This window comes from Hymenobacter segetis, assembly GCF_054776495.1.
The window spans coordinates 740026-756937 of record NZ_BAAHBV010000003.1 but is presented as its reverse complement, the minus strand read 5'-3'; the positions used below and the strand labels follow the sequence as shown (position 1 = coordinate 756937).

The 16912-nt window shown below is 64.5% G+C and carries 11 protein-coding genes; 5 read left to right on the top strand and 6 right to left on the bottom strand.

Going from position 1 to position 16912, the window contains the following annotated elements:
• Nucleotides 1-69: 69 nt before the first annotated feature.
• Nucleotides 70-2124, top strand: coding sequence for a vWA domain-containing protein (locus ACYU70_RS20000; RefSeq protein WP_342296129.1), 2055 nt, complete (start codon nt 70-72; stop codon nt 2122-2124).
• 199 nt (nt 2125-2323) lie between these two features.
• Here the strand turns inward: ACYU70_RS20000 and ACYU70_RS19995 are convergent, their stop codons facing one another.
• The 5 genes from ACYU70_RS19995 to treF all read right to left on the bottom strand — a co-directional run bounded on the left by ACYU70_RS19995 (nt 2324) and on the right by treF (nt 10858).
• Nucleotides 2324-3142, bottom strand: coding sequence for a porin family protein (locus ACYU70_RS19995; protein WP_342296131.1), 819 nt, complete (start codon nt 3140-3142; stop codon nt 2324-2326).
• Between the two features lie 288 nt (nt 3143-3430).
• Nucleotides 3431-6286: a DUF7619 domain-containing protein gene (locus ACYU70_RS19990; RefSeq protein ID WP_342296132.1), complete on the bottom strand. Its 2856-nt coding sequence runs from the start codon at nt 6284-6286 to the stop codon at nt 3431-3433.
• A gap of 304 nt (nt 6287-6590) precedes the next feature.
• Entirely contained in the window at nt 6591-8393 is a 1803-nt protein-coding gene (locus ACYU70_RS19985) for a hypothetical protein (RefSeq protein ID WP_342296133.1), read from the bottom strand.
• Nucleotides 8390-8944: an RNA polymerase sigma factor gene (locus ACYU70_RS19980; protein ID WP_342296134.1), complete on the bottom strand. Its 555-nt coding sequence runs from the start codon at nt 8942-8944 to the stop codon at nt 8390-8392. The genes ACYU70_RS19985 and ACYU70_RS19980 overlap by 4 nt, the downstream gene beginning before the upstream one ends.
• A gap of 255 nt (nt 8945-9199) precedes the next feature.
• The gene (gene treF, locus ACYU70_RS19975; protein ID WP_342296135.1) at nt 9200-10858 is read right to left on the bottom strand and encodes an alpha,alpha-trehalase TreF; all 1659 of its coding nucleotides are present in this window, start codon (nt 10856-10858) and stop codon (nt 9200-9202) included.
• A gap of 266 nt (nt 10859-11124) precedes the next feature.
• On the opposite strand from treF, the gene ACYU70_RS19970 reads away from it, so the two are divergent.
• The 4 genes from ACYU70_RS19970 to ACYU70_RS19955 all read left to right on the top strand — a co-directional run bounded on the left by ACYU70_RS19970 (nt 11125) and on the right by ACYU70_RS19955 (nt 15094).
• Entirely contained in the window at nt 11125-11532 is a 408-nt protein-coding gene (locus ACYU70_RS19970; RefSeq protein ID WP_342296136.1) for a BlaI/MecI/CopY family transcriptional regulator, read from the top strand.
• Nucleotides 11510-12877, top strand: coding sequence for a M56 family metallopeptidase (locus ACYU70_RS19965; protein WP_342296137.1), 1368 nt, complete (start codon nt 11510-11512; stop codon nt 12875-12877). The genes ACYU70_RS19970 and ACYU70_RS19965 overlap by 23 nt, the downstream gene beginning before the upstream one ends.
• Nucleotides 12878-13122: 245 nt before the next feature.
• Nucleotides 13123-13944: a class I SAM-dependent methyltransferase gene (locus ACYU70_RS19960; RefSeq protein WP_342296139.1), complete on the top strand. Its 822-nt coding sequence runs from the start codon at nt 13123-13125 to the stop codon at nt 13942-13944.
• Nucleotides 13945-14056: 112 nt separating this feature from the next.
• Complete coding sequence (locus ACYU70_RS19955; protein ID WP_342296140.1) at nt 14057-15094, top strand: hypothetical protein; 1038 nt, start codon at nt 14057-14059, stop codon at nt 15092-15094.
• A 117-nt stretch (nt 15095-15211) separates the two neighbouring features.
• On the opposite strand, the gene ACYU70_RS19950 is transcribed toward ACYU70_RS19955, so the two are convergent.
• The gene (locus ACYU70_RS19950) at nt 15212-16783 is read right to left on the bottom strand and encodes a DHA2 family efflux MFS transporter permease subunit (RefSeq protein ID WP_342296142.1); all 1572 of its coding nucleotides are present in this window, start codon (nt 16781-16783) and stop codon (nt 15212-15214) included.
• Nucleotides 16784-16912 lie beyond the last annotated feature (129 nt).

Here is a 16912-nt window from a genome sequence, read left to right as displayed (position 1 = left end):
TGGCCCCGTTGTGCAATCAACCAAACGCGGGCATCAACGGGGCATACTTCACCCCCTAACGCCGATGCCATGAGAAACCAGTTGCTGCTGCCGCTCCTTGCCGTGCTACTGGCCCCGCCGCCCGCCGCCGCTCAATCGACGTCCGACACCAAAGCCGCTCAGCCGGCCTCGAAGAACACCGCCAAAAACTGGGTTGTGTCGGGCGTGGTCACCGACCACGTCAATCAACAGCCGCTGCCCGGCGTTACGGTCCTCGTCAAAGGCACCAACTTGGGCACCAGCACCGATGCGCAGGGGCGCTACTCGCTCATGGTGCCGGGGGCAGCGCGGGCCGTGCTGCTGTTCAATACCATCGGCTACCTGCCTGTGGAGCGGGCCGTGGGCCAGGGCCACACCCTCAACCTGAGCCTGCGGGCCGATAACAAGCAGCTAAACGAGGTGGTGGTGACGGCCATAGGCATCGAGAAGCAGCGCCAGAATGTGAGTTATTCGGCCACATCCGTCGCGCCGGCTACCGTCAATGGGCTAGCAGGCAAAGTGGCGGGCGTGCAGATTCGTGGGGCGGCCAGCCCGCGCAAAGCCCGGCGTACCAGCCATCAGGTCGATTACGTCCTGGCTGATTCGGAAATGGCCCCCGGCCAGCCCCTGTCCACCTTGCCCGCCCAACAGGAAGCCGGCGACGGCGATACCTACGCCCACATCAAGGAAAATGCCTTTTTCGAGGCGAAGAAAGACCCGCTCAGCACCTTCGCGCTCGATGTGGACAACGCCTCCTATTCCAACGTGCGCCGTTTCCTGAACGAAGGCCAGCTGCCCCCGCGCGACGCCGTGCGGGTGGAGGAAATGCTGAATTACTTCCGCTACGACTACGCTGCGCCGCCCACCGCCTCGCCCGACCCCGTGCACATCAGCACCGAGCTGGCCGCCTGCCCATGGAACCCGGCCCACCAGCTGGCCCGCATCGGCATTCAGGCCAAACGCATTGAAACGGCCAAGCTGCCGCCCGCCAACCTCGTGTTCCTCGTCGATGTATCGGGCTCGATGGACGAGGCCGACAAGCTGCCCCTGGTGCAGGCGGGCCTGAAACTGCTGGTGAAGCAGCTGCGGCCCCAGGACCACGTGGCGCTGGTGGCCTACGCCGGCGCGGCCGGCCTGGTGCTGCCGCCCACCCCCGGCTCGCAGCCCCAGGTCATCCTCGATGCCATTGAGCGGCTGCGGGCCGGCGGCTCCACGGCCGGCGGCGCGGGCCTGCGGCTGGCCTATTCCACGGCCAAGCAGAGCTTCCAGAAAGAAGGCAACAACCGCGTGATTCTGGCTACCGATGGCGATTTCAACGTGGGCGAAAGCTCGGATGCCGCGATGGAGCAATTGATAGTGGACCAGCGCGAAAGCGGCGTGTTTCTGACGGTGCTGGGCTGCGGGCGCGGCAACCTGCGCGACAGCCGCATGGAAACCCTGGCCGACAAGGGCAACGGCAACTACGCCTACCTCGACAACCTGGACGAGGCCGGCCGGGTGCTGGTGGCACAGTTCGGCGGCACGCTATTCACGGTGGCCAAGGACGTGAAGCTGCAAATCGAATTCAACCCCGCCCGCGTGGCCAACTACCGCCTCGTGGGCTACGAAAACCGGCTGCTGGAAGCCGAGGATTTCAACAACGACCGCAAGGATGCGGGCGAGCTTGGGGCGGGCCACACCGTCACGGCCCTCTACGAAATAGTGCCCGTGGGCAGCGCCCAGCCCCTCATCGATGGCCTGAAATACCAGCCCGCCAAAACTGCCCCGACCAGTATGCAGCAGTTCCTCACCAACGACGTGCTGACCGTGAAGCTGCGCTACAAAGAGCCGCAGGGCAATAGCAGCAAGCTCCTGGCCCAGGCGCTGACCGGCGCACCCGTCGCTATCGAGAAGGCCTCGGCCGATTTCCGTTTTGCCGCCGCCGTGGCGCAGTTCGGCATGCTGCTGCGCCAGAGCGAGCAGCGCGGCACCGCCACCTGGGCCGCCACCGAGCAGCTGGCCGACGGGGCCCGAGGCAAAGATGCCGACGGCTACCGGGCCGAATTCGTGCGCCTCGTGCGCCTGGCTCAGGGCTTGAGCGGCAGCGGCAGCGTGGGCGTGCGCTAATTGTAGCGCGAACTTTTAGTTCGCGTCCCCGCGCTGTTCGGGTATCGTTCGGAGACGCGAACTAAAAGTTCGCGCTACATTCAACAAACTAGAAAGGCCCCTCCGTTGTAGCGGAGGGGCCTTTCTATTAACATATCTCGGATAATGACGAATGAATCGGACGCTAGAAATCGAGGGATAGAATGGCTGCTAATCAGCCTTAGAAGGAGTAGTTGAGGCCGACTTTGGCCACGCGGTTGTAGGCGCTGAAGCGGTTGTTGGCATCTAGCGAGGTGAGGCCGTAGTCGTAGCCGGCGCTCAGGCCGAAGCCGTTATCGAACTGGTAGCCCAGGCCGGCCACAGCGGCGAAATCAACTTTGCGCAGCTGGTTCGAGACATCGAAATCCTGCTTGTAGGCCGAGAAGCCGAGCACGCTGGCATCCACGCGGGCCTTGCCGCTGACCAGGAACGAGGCCTGCGGGCCGGCGTAGAGGTAGAAGCCCGGCGTGATGAACACCTTGGCCAGCACCGGCACATCTACATAAGCCAGGCGGGCCGTGCCGGTCACCTTGGCGTTCAGGAAATCGAGGGCCGGGAAGGGGAGGGTACCTTGCAGCACCGCGCCTTTTTCGGCGTAGGTGATGCCGGGCTCGATGGCGAAGCCGGGACCAATGGGCAGCGTGGCGTACAGGCCGGCGTAGAAGCCGGGGCGCAGCTGCTTGCTGATGGACCCATCGGGCAGGTAGCCGGTCAGGTTGGTGAAGCTGTTCACGGCATCGCCCTGCAAGTCGGCCACGTTCAGGCCGGCCCGGAAGCCGAAGCGCACGCCGGAGGTGGAACTGCTATTGGAAGTCGAATAGGTGGGTTTGGAATAGCTGGGAGCACGGCGCGTCGAGGAGGAGCCCATGGGGCGGGGCGAAGGGGCGGCTTTGGGGTTGCCGTAGGCATCGCGGGCACCCTGGGCCGAGGCGGTGGTGAAGGTGGCCGAAATCAATAGGCAAGCCGCGGCCAGGCCGCCCGAAAGGCGTGAAATTTTCATAACCAGCAAGGGTTTGGAATGAGTGAAAGAAACCGGCCAATCGGGGCCGGACTTCCGGCCCGGCTACTGGGCCGATGAAGAGATACATTGCAAAACCGTGCCAAACCGCGGCTCCGCAGCCCACCGCCCCGGCCCCATTTTCCAACAGAGCAGACCAACTCCGGCAATTCCCAGATTAACGGCCGCACGAAATCGACCAATGCCAGCCCTATTCAAAACGCCAAAAAGCCGGACCACTCGGCGGAGCGGCCCGGCTTGGGAGCTGGAAGTGGAAAAAGGAAGCGGAAGCTAGCGGAGCACCACCCGGCGGCTGGTGGCCGGGCCGGTGGGCGGCGTGAGGCGCAGCAGGTACACCCCGGCGGCCAGGCCGTGCAGGTCCACCAGCTGGTGGAGCGGGCCGGCGGGGGCCGTGAGCAACTGCCGGCGTAGGGGCCGGCCCAGCACGTCGAGCAATTCGATGGCGACTTTGCCGGCGGTGGCCAGGTCCGCATTGATGCTGACGGCGTCGGTGGCGGGGTTGGGGTAGGCGGTCCAGGCGGGGGCGTCGTGGCGGGCCAGGGCGGCCGTGGCCTGAAATACCGTGGTGGTGGCCACGTTGGTGATGACGGGCGCGTTGTAGTCGAACACGATGCCGGCGTGGTTGGGGATAATTTCGCCCACCGTGAGCGTGCTGCGCGGCTGCACCCGGAACCGCACGAAGCCCATCGAGCGGATGACATCAGCGTTGCGCTCGGGCAGGTTGATGTTCGGGAAACGTACCGTGAGCAGGCCCTTGTCGGGGCCGGCGGTGGCCAGGCTCCAGATGCAGCTGTGCGACTGCGCCACCAGCATCAGGCTGGCCAGGTTCAGCTTGCGGAAGTCGAGCGTGTCGCTCAGGACGACCGTGGACGCGGCGGCCGTGCCCAGGTTCTGGAAATGAATGGTGTAATCGAGCGGCTGCTGGGCCGTGACCTGGGCCGGCGTGAGGCGGTCGTAGTTCACCTCAATGTGGTTGGGGTCGTAGGCGGCCAGCACGGTCTGGGCCAGGGCGGCGGTGTTGTCGGCGGGCATCACGTCGGCCGTGAGCGGCGCGGCGGCGGCGGTGCTGAGCACCGTGCCGGCCGGGGTGTTGGTGGGCAGGCTGAAGAGGACATCATATTCCAGCCGGGCAAACGGGGCCAGGGTGCCATACGTCCACGTCAGCACCTGGCCCGCGCGGCCGGCGCTGGGCGTGCTGCTGATGTAGGCCATGCGGCTGTCCAGGGTGAGGGTGGCCGTGCCGCCGGCCACGGTGGTGGTGCCCACGTTCTCCACCGTGAGGCGGTAGCGGGTGGTGAAGCCCGGCCGCGCAGTGCCGTAGGGCGTGAGCGTGGCGCGCACATCGGCCTGGTTGGCCACCGGCACGAGGCCAAAATCAAGCCCGGTCACGGGGTAGCCCACGGCCGGCAGCGTGCCGGTGCGCACCGCCGCCGCGCTCAGCGTGTAGCTCGAATGCGGGCTGGGTACGGTGAGGCGGTAGGCCGCGCCCGCCGGGCCGAAAAAGCTGTACTCGCCGGTGCCGGCCGTGCTGGAAAAGGCGCGGCTCTGCGCCGCGTCGGCCACCACCTGCGGGTAGGGGAAGGGTATTTCGCCGGCATCGCGCTGGCCGTTGTTGTTCTGGTCGAGGTAGAAGGTTCCGCTCACGCGGGCGGCCTGCTCCAGGCGCACCACGGTGTAACCGGTGCCCAGCGGCTGGTTGTCAACTTGCAGCTGCCCGCCGCCCGTGGGGTTGGCCAGCAGGTACACGTTGAAATTCTGGTCGACGCCCAGGCCCGCGCCCCATTGGGCGTAGGCGGCCGGGGTGGCGGGAGCCGGCACGGCGTTGGCGGTGCGCGCCCAGCGCACGGTGCCCGTCGAGTCGTAGCTCACCAGGTAAAAGGCTACGGGCGGCGTGGCGCCGGTGCCGGCGATGGGGTGGGGGAGCGTAATGGTGCCAAACATGGCGCTGGGCAGGCCCAGCACGCCCAGCCGGTACACGTTGCCGGCCGCGTCGAGGGCAATGCGCGTGGCGTTGCGCGTGGTTTCGACGCGCACGTAGTCGGGCACGGTTTCGGTGGCGCGGGCCCACTGCGGCGTGCCGTTTTTCGATATTTTCACCACGTAGCCGCCCAGGCCCACGGGCAGGCCGCCGTAAGTAAAATTGCTGTTGATGGTGACGCCGGCCACGTACACCGCGCCGGTGGGACTCACCGCGATTTTCACGTGCTTGGATTCGGTGGCCAGGCTGGCCAGGTGGGTGGAGCTGAGCACGCCCCAGCGGCCCCCGCCGGCCGTGCTCAGCCGCGCCACAAAGTTGCCGTTGCCGCTAATGGACACAACCGGCGTGGTGTTGAGCAGGAGCGTGCCGTCCAGCTCCCCTTCGCAGTAGAGGTCGCCGTTGGCTCCAAGCTGCAAGTCGTTCAGGCGCAGATAGGCAGAGCCGCTCGTGCCCGCGGTGGCGCCCATCGAGCGCACCAGCGCGAAGCCGCCGCTACTGCTGCGGCGCACGATGAGCGCGCAGGTGGTGCCGGCGGTGCCCGGGAAGCGGAACGAGCCAAAGTACCGGCCCCCGTCGTCCACCGTGCTCAGGTAGCAGTTGCCAGCGGAATCGGCCGCGAGGGCCGTGATTTCGGACAGCGGGTATATCGTGCGGCGCTGCAGGTAAACGAGCGAGGCCACCGCCCCGGCGGGCGTCACCTTGGCCAGCAGGTTGCCGGCAATGGGGGTAGTGCGGCTGCCAAACGCGAAGCTGGAGCTCAGGCCCGCCACCGAATCGACCTTAAAGGCCACGTACGCATTGCCCAAGCGGTCCAGGGTGAGGGTTTGCACGCCAACGGTTTGCTGGCTGATGCCACCAATGGCCCACTGCACCACCCCGGTAGGCCCCACTTTGGCCAGAAAGCCGTTGCGGCCGCTGGCCGCGGGGGCCGGTAGCAGGGTGCCGCCCAGCTGCACCGGGCCGTTGGCGTAGGAGCCGGCTACGTAGGTGTTGCCGGCCGCGTCCGTCATCGAGCGGGTGTCGTCGGCCAGGTTGGTGATGGCCGGGTCCAGGGGCGTGGCCACCGTGGCCACCTGCGCCCGCGACGCGCCCAGGCCCGCCGCGTAGAAAAACGCCACCAACAGGTAGCAATGCCGTAAAATTTTCATCGAAATAGAATGGAAAAGGAAGGACCAAATGCGTGGCCGCGCGGTGAAATCCGTGTTGGTGCCGCCCCGGCCGGAGCGCGGCGCCGCGTTTCAAAAACTCAGACCAGCCGCTGCCCAAAAAGGCTGCCGGGACGAAAGAAAGTTTTTCGGTACCGTCATCCTGAGCCGCCCTGTCATCCTGAGTGCAGCGAAGGACCTTATCACGTTTGTGTCAGATAGAGCTACTGCAAACCGTACTGCGGTGATAAGGTCCTTCGCTCCGCTCAGGATGACAGTCGTACTCAGGATGACCGGGCGGCGCGGCTCACAGCCCGAACCGCACCCCCAGCATCAGGCCTGTGGACGTGGCCTGCTGGCGCAGCCCCGTTTCGGGCTTGTAGAGGGAGAGGGCCTGCCAGCGCATGCTTGGGGCCACGCTCAGGCTCAGGCGGGGCGTGAGGGCGTAGTTGAGGGCCAGCGAGCCGGCCAGGGCCACGTTGAGGGCGCGGAAGGGGCCGGTGCCGGCCGTTATGCGCTCGGTGCGGAAGTTCTCGCCGTCGTTGGTCACCACCTGCGTGCCGCCCAGGAAAAACTGAAGCTGTGCGCCTACGGCCACGTCGGTCCACAGGCGGCTGGTGCTGGGCGCGGCCAGGCGGTAGCGCAGCAGCACCGGCACCGTGAAGAAGCGGTAGTTGGGCTGCAGCAGCTTGGTGGTGAGGGTTTCCTTCTTGGTGATGGTGGGCGTGGTGACGCTGCGGGTGGTGTGGGTGGTGTCGTGCTGCACGGTGGTGCTGAACACGGTATCCTGGCGCGGCACATACACGGTATCGTAGCGAATGACTTGGCCGTTGCCGTTGAAGATGGGCGAGAGCTGCGGCACCTGGATGATGCGAATGGAATGCGTCTGGTAGCTCGAGGTAAAGACGTTGGTGCTCGTGGTGGTGGTCGTGTTATAGCTCACCAGCACGTCGGTGGTTTTGTTGGTGATGCGCAGGTCGGCCCCGAAGGCGGTGTAGCCCACGCCGCCGCCCACGCTCAGGCGAGGCGTAAGCTTGTATTCGGCCGTGAGGGCGGCGCTGAGGCCGGCGCGGCCGGTTTCGTGGTTGCGGCGCAGGGCCGTGAGGGAGTCGTTTTCGGCCCCTTGCAGGGCGAGGGTATTCTGCTCGGGAGTGGCCGAAAGCATCACGCTCCAGCGGCGGGCCAGCGGGCGCGGCCGGGCCGTATCGGGCGCGGCGGCCGCCACGGCGGGGGCGGACGGGGCCGCGCCGGGCAGGTCGCCGAGGGCCAGCAGCAGGCTGTCGGTGCGACGCTGGAGGCGGAACAATTCGGCCCGCTCGGTGCGCAGATTATTCAGCAGTGCGGCGCGGCCATCGGCCGGCAGCGTGCCGGGCGCGAGGGTGCCGATGCTGGGCAGCTGCTCCAGCGTTCGGCGTTCCAAGGCGGCGAGGGGGCGTAGGATGGGGGGCAGGGTTTCGGCGGCGAGCGAAACCGTAGGAGTACCCGGCAAAGTACCCATCGAAGCGCCTGGCGAAACCTGAGCCACTACTGTTGCTGTTGGGGCAGTAGTAGCGGTGCTATCCTCCGGCGAAGCTGCGGCTTTGATGGTGCGCGTCGATTCAATGACTCCGGGGCTCCGGAATGGGCTTCGTCGTTCGGAAATGGCATCTCCGGAGCTCCGGAGCAGGCTTCGCCGTTCCGATTTAGCCATTCCGGAGCCCCGGAGTAGGGTCCGCTGTTCGGAAATGGTTGCTCCGGAGGTCCGGAGAGAGCTTAGCCGCTCGGAAATGGTCGCTCCGGCGTTCCGGAGTGGGCTTTGCTGTCCGGAAATGGTCGTTCCGGAGCTCCGGAGCTTCGCCTGCGCATTATTCGAGGCAATACTGTCCATTTGGTTTGTCCCCACTGAAGTAGCCGGCCCGCGCAGCAGCCAGCCGCCCATCCCGGCCAGCAGGCCGGTGAGCACCCACAGCAGCGGCACCAGCACCGGCCGACGGCGCGGGCGTAGCCGGGGCGGCGGGGGCAGGCGCTGCTCAATGCCAGCCCACACCGGCGCGCCGGGCGGCAGGTCGAAGTCTTCGAATTTGCTGCGCAAAGACTCGTCGAGGCGGTTTTCTTCCGATTCGGGCATCATAGTCGTAAGTAGTTGGCCTGCCGCTGGTGCAGCAGGGTGAGTTGTTTGCGGGCCTTGCTGAGCTGGGCCTTGGAGGTGCTCTCCTGAATGCCCAGCAGCTCCGCGATTTCGCCGTGCGTGTAGCCGTCCACGGCGTAGAGGTTGAGGACCATGCGGCAGCCGTCGGGCAGCTGTTCCATCAGGGCCAGCACTTCGGCCACGCCCAGGCGGTCGAAGGCGTCGGCGTCGGGCGCGAAGGGCTCGGGCACATCGTCGAGCAGCAATTGCTGGCGGCGGTGCTGCCCGCTCTGCCAGTGGTTGAGGGCCGTGGTCACCACAATGCGGCGTACCCAGCCCTCCAAAGAGCCCTCGGCCCGGAACTCGCCCAAGTGGGTAAACACCTTCACAAAAGCATCCTGCAAAATGTCCTCGGCCTCGGCCACCGAGCGCGCGTAGCGGCGCGCCACGCCCAGCATCCGGCTGGCGTAGCGGGCATAGAGCGCCCGTTGCGCCGCCGGCTCGCGGCGACGGCAGGCGGCAAGAAGCTCGTCCAGTTCCGTAGAAAGGGGCATTGAGGGGCAAAAGCAGCGCAGCCCGGCCGGGTGCTGCCCGGCAGACAAGTTACCGCCCGAAAAGGCTGCTGCGAAAGGCGAAAGTTTTTTGCCAGGACCGATGGCGCGGGCCTGTGGCCCGTGCCGATTATTAGCAGGCCTCCGGCCTGCAATCGTTGAACGGCATCGCAATCGCGTCGTTCTAACATAGCGGGCCAGAGGCCCGCGAATAGCCGGCGCGGGCCGCAGGCCCGCGCCATCCCCGCTTAACTGCCCCTACCGCGGCTGCTCCCGATTCAGCAGCCGCAGCAGCACCCCATTTGTCCACCCGAAACCGTCCTGGAGCGGGTACTCACCGCCGCCGGCGGGGCGGTTCACATTCTCCACATCGTATTTCTCCAGCAGCTTGCCGGTTTGGCTATACACGCGGGTATTGAGACGTACCCAGCGGTGGGCCACCGTATCGGACAAGGCCTTCTGGTCGTAGCGCGCCAGACCCTCGATGGCCAGTTGTTGCAGCGGAGCCCAGGCGTTGGGCGCGTCCCACTGCTGCTTGGTGGCCGAGAGCGTGGTCACTAGGCCGCCGGGTTTCAGGAAGTTGGTTTGCAGGCCGGCCGCTACCCGCTTGGCCTGTTCCGGGGTGGCCAGCCCATACGCCAGCGGGTAGGTGCCCGCCAAGCTGCGGACTGTGGAACGCTGCTTCAAGCGCCAGTTGTAGTCCTGAAACCAGCCGGCTTTTGGGTCCCAACTCAGGGCCAGCAGGGCGGTTTTGCGCTGGGCGGCTTTAGTCTCGTACAGGCGCGCCTGGGCCGGCTGGCCGGCCACGCGAGCCGCCTCGGCTAGGGTCATTTCGAGATTATAGAGCAGACAATTCAAATCGACGGGCACCAAATCAGTGGTCTGAATGCTTTCCAGCCCGCCGCCGGGCTTAAACCAGCGGCTGCTGAAATCCCAGCCCGAGGCCGCGCCCGCCCGCATGTGATGGTAGAACTGCGCGGCCGGCTGCTTGCTCTTTTTGGCGGCGGCCACGTCTTCGGCGTACGATTCTTCGCGGGGCTGGTCGCTCTCGTCCCAATAGCGGTTCAGCAGGTCGCCGTTGGGCAGGCGCACCACGCGGTGGGCAGCGGTGCCGGCCTTCACGGTTTCGGCCCCCAGCATCCAGTAGCGGTACTCGGTTTCGAGGGCCGGGCGGTAGCGCAACAGCTCGCCGTTGCCCAGGTCCTGGGCCAGCAGCTTCACGATATCGGCGAAGAAGGGCGGCTGCGAGCGGGTGAGGTAATACGTGCGGTTGCCGTTGGGAATAAAGCCGAACCGGCCCAGCAGGTAAGCAAAGTTGTCGGTAATGTCCTTCATCAGCTGCGTTTTGCCAGCCTCGGCTAGCCCCAGCATGGTGAAGTAGGAATCCCAGTAATACACCTCCCGAAACCGCCCGCCCGGCACAATGTAGGGCTTGGGCAGCGGCACCAACGAGCGGAATTCCGCCAACGAATCCGTCGCATCGGCGGCCGGGGCGGCGGGGCGGGCCAGCACCGTCCACAGCGTGTCGAGGTGGTGGCGCAGGCCGGCTTTCAGGTCGCTCTGGAAAGGCACCGCCGTGCTGGTCGGCATCGTGAAACGGCTTTCTACAAAGGCCTTCAGGTTGAAGCCCGGCTGGTCTTTCTCGCGCCGCCAGGCGGCCAGAATGGTGGCCGGCCGCTGCTTCGGCGCGGCATCCACAAAGGTCTTATTGTCGGGAAAGATGCGGCCCAGCTGCACCGCCTCAAACAGCCCAGGAAACAGCTGTCGGGGCGAAAGCGGCACTGCGGCGGGCTTCGGGGCTACTGCTGGCGTGGCGGTTGCCGCTTTGGGAGCCACCGGCGCAGCGGTTTCGGTTTGGGACCAGCTGGGGTGGGAGGCCAGCAGCCCGAGCAGCGAGCAGAATACAGGTTTCAGCATGAGCGGAGAGGGAATAATACGAGACTGCCCGGCGATGCACTTAGGGCCGGCTGTCGGTGGGTTTACGGCCGGCAGCGGCTTTGGGCTTCGTAGCACCTGCTGCCACTTTCTGCCCCAGCCAGATACTGGAGTCGGCCGGCCGTTGCAAGCTACTCAATTCCTTTATTTTCATCGAATAACAATGCGAAGCAATACCAAACTAAGTAAATAGTTTGTAAACTAAAATATTAGTTATAGGTTTGCATTACCCTGACCCAACTCCCAACATGGACCCCTCCACTTTCCCCGAACTCACCCGCGCCGAAGAACAAGTAATGCAAGTGCTCTGGCGCCTCGGCCCCTCCTTCGTGAAGGACGTGCTGGCCGAGCTGCCCGCCCCGCAGCCCGCCTACAACACGGTTTCCACCATCATCCGCATCCTCGAAACCAAGGGCTTTGTCGACCACGAAGCCTTCGGACGCACGCACCGCTACTTCGTGCTGGTGGCCCAGGACGACTACCGTCGCTTCTCGCTGCGCAAGCTGCTGGGCGGCCACTTCGGCAACTCGTTCAGCCGCCTCGTTTCGTTTTTCGCCAAAGAAGAAAACCTCGACGCCGCCCAGCTCGACGAGCTGCTCCGCCACGCCGCCCAACCCCAAAATCCCGAAGACCATGAACCAACTCAGCCTGCTTAACTGGATGCTGCTCAGCACCGTGCTGCTCGGCGCGTGGTGGGCGTGCTACCGCCTGGCCCTGCGCCCGGAGCGCAGCTTTGCCTACAACCGGGCCTTTTTAGTGCTGGGGCCGCTGCTGGCCGCCGGCCTGCCGCTGCTGCCGCTGGCCTGGCCGGCCGGCTGGTGGGGCACCGGCCCGGCGGGACTGGCCGGGGTGGCCGCCGGGCTGTTGCCAACAGTGGAGGTCGGCGCGCCCGGCACGGCTGCCGTGGCCGTTGGGCCTGATTGGAGCTTTTGGTTACTAGCGGTTTATCTTGCCGGCGCGGCCCTCATGCTGGCCCGCTTATTCTACGGACTTGGGCGGCTGTGGCGCACCGCCCGCCGCCTGCCCCGCACGGCCCACGCTGGCTACACGCTGGCCGAAACCCACGGTCAACTACCCACCAGCTCCTTCGGCCGGGTCGTATTTTGGGATGAAACCCTGACCCTGAGCCCGGCCGAAGCTCGCCAGGTGCTACGCCACGAGCTAGCCCATGTTCAGCAAGGCCACACCTACGACCGGCTGCTGCTGGAGCTGCTGCGCGCCGCGCTGTGGTTCAACCCCTTCGTGCACCTCTGCGGGCGGGCGCTGGCCCTCACCCACGAGTACCTGGCCGATGAGGCTGCCCTGCACGATGATTCCTCGCCTACGCCTTCCCTTTCCACTTCCTACTCCCAACTGCTGGCCCGGCAAGTGGCTAGCCGCCTCGGTTTCTCGGTTCCGCTTGCGCACTCCTTTTCCCATTCCCAAACCCTCAGTCGCATTGCCATGATTCAGAAAACCAATCCCATCCGCCGCTGGAAACAGTGGCTCGCCCTGCCGTTGGCGGGCGTGTTAGTAGTTGCCGTAGCCTGCGAAAAAGCCGCGCCGCCAGCCGAGCCAGCCGTATCGGTAGCGACCCAAAATATCGCCACGCCCCCATCCCCGCCCGTGGTGTATGAAACCGTTGAACAGATGCCGGAGCTACCAGGTGGCGGCGGTCCGGAAGCCATTGTTCGTACCATTCAGCAGCACCTCGACTACCCCAATGTGGTACCGGCCAGCCGCAAGGATGGAACCTCGTTCGTTTCCTTCATCGTGACGGAAAAAGGGGAGGTGCAAGCCGTGAAAGTGCTGAAAAGCCTGGGTGCAGAATACGATGCGGCCGTGGTAGCGGCCATTCAAAAGCTGCCCACCTTCGTGGCGGGCCGCAAAGCCGGCAAACCGGTAGCCGTGAGCTACACCGTGCCCATTCGGTTTGTGTGGAAAGCCACGGTACGCGTTGCCAATAGCCTGCCCCTCGGCTGGCAAGGCTGGGCCGTTGACGCGCCTGGCGACGGCTGCTAAGGGCACTGTTCCCCGGCGTTCATTCCTGATTGCGAGAAACCGCTCGAAAAGCTCCGGCCCGTGCCGGGGCCTTTCTGCGTTGGAGGCATTTGGGACAGCTTATACTAAAGCCACAGAAGTAACTTTAGGGCCGGAAGTAGTGGCCAAAGCTACTTTTTAGTTATCGGGCGGTTGTTGTCGCTAGTCAGGTTTCACCTGCTTTGCCGGCGGCTTGCTAACTGATAACCAGTACCCGACCACCCGCTATGTCCCGTTTCTCTGTCGCCCTCCAGGCCCTGCGCAGCCTGGCCCGCACTCCCTCGCTGCTCAACCACGTCATTGCCGGCGATGTGGGCGAATGGCAGCGCCGGGCGCTGGCCCACGCCGGCCGCCGCCAGCTCACGGCCAAAGGCCTGCCCATGCTGCCGCTGGCTCATTTCCTAAGCCCGACCGATACCACGGTGCGCCCGTTTGCCTTTCGCGAGGGCGGCTCCCTGCCGACGGATTTGCTGCTGCTGCGCGCCTTGGCCCGCCGCGTGCCCGGCTGCCGCTACCTCGAAATCGGCACCTGGCGCGGCGAAAGCGCCGCCAATGTGGCCGAAGTAGCCGCCGAAGTCTTCACCCTGAATCTGTCGGATGAAGAAATCCGCGCCCTCGGCCTGCCCGAGCGCTACATCGAGCTACACGGCTTTTTCTCGAAGCCGCTGCCCAACGTGCGCCACCTGCACGGCAACTCCGCCACCTATGATTTTGCCAGCCTGGCCGGGCCATTCGATGTGATTTTCATCGACGGCGACCACCGCTATGAAGCCGTGCGCATCGACACCAAACGCGTGTTTGAGCATTTGGTCGGCCCTAATACCACCGTGGTGTGGCACGATGCCAGCCGCCAGCCGGGCGAGCCGCGTTGGGAAGTGCTGGCTGGCCTGCTCGACGGGCTGCCCGCTTCCGCCAAGGGCCAACTGGTGCAAATCGAGAACTCGCTGTGCGCGCTGTACTCGCCCACGCCGCTGCCCGCCCAGGTGCCCGACCCGCTCGCCGACCCCGCCACCTGGTTTGAGGTGACGCTGACACCGGTTTCGCGCTAGCTCCTAAACCGAGCCGCAGGATTTAAGCTGGTTTTAATTGCCGGGCCGGAAACAGCCCAACGGAAACGCTTACCTTTGAGGTAACTATTGCTCGCTTTGTTCTCCATTATCAGTGTCTTTAAACGCAACCTCTAGCGCGTTCGTCGCTACCCTGGGCCTGATGGCGGCCCTGGCCCTGCCCGCCTGTTCCACCCGCCCCGCCGAGGGCGAAAAAGCCCCCGATGGTACCACCGCAGCCACCGGCGATAGCGCCGCCAAGCCGGCCCCCGTCGACACCATCAAGCTGAAGATGCAGGCCATGCGCCGCGACTCGCTCAAGGCCGACAGCATTGCCCGGAAAACCGGCCAGTTGCCAGGCGCCATCCTGCCGGGCCACCGCATCGTGGCGTTCTATGGTAACATCCGCTCGAAGGGCATGGGCATCCTGGGCCGCGAGCCCAAGGACCAGATGTTCCGCAAGTTTGCGGGCGTGCTGAAGGAGTGGCAGGCCGCCGACCCCAGCATTCCGGTGCAGGCCGCGCTGCACAACGTGACCATCACGGCCCAGGGCTCCCCTGGCAAAGACGGCAAATGGCGCCTGATGAACTCCAAAGCCACCATTGAGGAGGTAATGAGCTGGGCCAAAGAACACAACTGCCTCCTTTTCCTGGACGTGCAGCCCGGCCACAGCACCCTGCAGGCTGAGCTGCCCAAGCTGGAGCAGTACCTGAAAGACCCGATGGTGCACCTCGGCATCGACCCCGAGTTTTCGCTGGCCACCATGCCCGGCGTGCGCCCGAACCAGAAAATCGGCACCCTCGACGCCAAGGACGTGAACTTCACCATCAACTTCCTGGCCCGCATCGTGAGCGAAAATCACCTGCCGCCCAAGGTGCTCACGGTCCACCGCTTCACCCGGAAGATGCTGACCAACTACAAAAACATCAAGCTCGACCCGCGCGTGCAGGTGGTGATGCACATGGACGGCCACGGCGAGCCCACCCTGAAAAAGGATTCGTACCACGACTACATCCAGACCGAGCCCGTGCAGTACACCGGCTTCAAGCTGTTCTACGAGTACGATGCCCGGCCCGCTCCCCACCACATCATGACCCCCGTGGAAGTGCTGACCCAGCTCACGCCCAAGCCGCTGTACATCCAGTATCAGTAGTCAATCCAGACCAACGAAAAAGGGCTTCCTGCTAAATGCAGGAAGCCCTTTTTGTTTATCAATAATGTAATCTAATCGTCACCTAATCAAGCCACATAGCATAGTGGTTTTGTTGATTTAGTGCGCGGCGTTCAGGTCGATTTTCTCGGTGGTTTTGGCGCGCTTGATGAGCAACACCAACGGCAGGCAAACCACGAAGAACAAGCCAATCATGGCAAACACCTGCGAGTAGGTGATGATGGATACCTGCTTCATCAGAATGCCTTCCAGAGCGTAGTAAGCCTGCTTTTGGGCTTGCTCAAACGGGAAGCCGTGCGCCATGAAGTTCTGTGTGAAAGCCTGGATGCGCTGCACCGTGGCGGTGTCGTAGAGCGAGATGTGGGCCAGCGGGCTGATGCGGTTCTGGGCAATGCTGCGCTCCAGGTACGTGCCCACAATGGCCACCCCGAACGAGCCGCCGAGCTGGCGAATCATGCCGGTGAGGCCGGCGGCCTGGCCCGCATCCTTGCCCTTCAAGCCGGCCAAACTCATGGTAGTAATGGGCAGAAAAATCAGGCCCATGCCCAGGCCGCGCACCATCAGGGGCCAGAAGAAGTCAGACTCGCCGGCGGTGGGCGAGATGACGTTGGCCATCCAGAAGGTGAAGCCGAAGAAGATGAGGAAGCCTATCGGAATCATGACCTTCTGAGGCACGCCAGCCTGTAGCATCTTCCCGATGACGGGCATCATGAAACCGGAAGCCAACGCACCGGGCAGCAGCATGTAGCCCGTTTGGGCCGCCGTGAAGCCCAGAATGCGCTGGGTGAAAATGGGCAGGATAAACACCGAGGCAAACATGCCGAAGCCCAGTACGAACGATAGCACCGAGCCCACGGCCAGGTTTCGGCTCTTGCCCAGCACCCGCAGGTCCACGATGGGGGCTTTGGCCGTGAGCTCGCGCCAGATAAAGCCCAGCAGGCCAATAGCCGCCAGCAGCGCGAAGCTGTTGATGTAGGCGCTTTCGAACCAGTCCTCGGTTTCGCCCTGTTCCAGCACCAGCTGCAGCGAGCCCACGCCCAGAATCAGCAGGAAAATACCGGCCCAGTCAATCTCGCGCAGTGGCCGGGGAATGGCATTTTTGATGCGCTCCGGGTCGCGGATGAAGGCGAGGGTGAAGATGGCGGCCAGGATGCCCACCGGCACGTTCACGTAAAAAATCCAGGGCCAGTCGTAGTTATCCACAATGTAGCCACCCAGCGTAGGGCCGATGGTGGGGCCGATAATCACGCCCATGCCAAACAGGGCCTGGCCCAGCGGCAGCTGCTTCGGCGGGAAGGTATCAATGAGAATAGCCTGCGAAGTGGCCATCAAAGCGCCCCCGCCGATACCCTGGATGAAGCGGAAGGCCACCAGCTCCCACAGATTGGTGCTCTGGCCGCAGGCCATGGAGGCCAGCGTGAAGAGCACTACCGAGAAGAAAAAGTAGTTTTTGCGCCCGAACTGCTCGGCCAAAAAGCCGGTCATCGGAATCACAATCACGTTGGCGATGCCGTAGGCGGCCACCACCCAGGTCACTTCCTGCTGCGTGGCCGAGAGGTTGCCCATCATCTGGGTCAGGGCCACGTTCACGATGCTGGTATCAATCAGCTCAAGCAAGACGCAGAGGACCACCGTCACAACGATAATCCACTTGGTAAATCCGGTTTCCATTAACTAGGTATTTATAGAGTTAAAAAGGCCGTCATGCAGAGCGCAGCGAAGCATCTTTACTGCTCAACTAATCCTGATGAATTGGATTACTTACTGCGGGCAAGATGCTTCGCTACGCTCTGCATGACG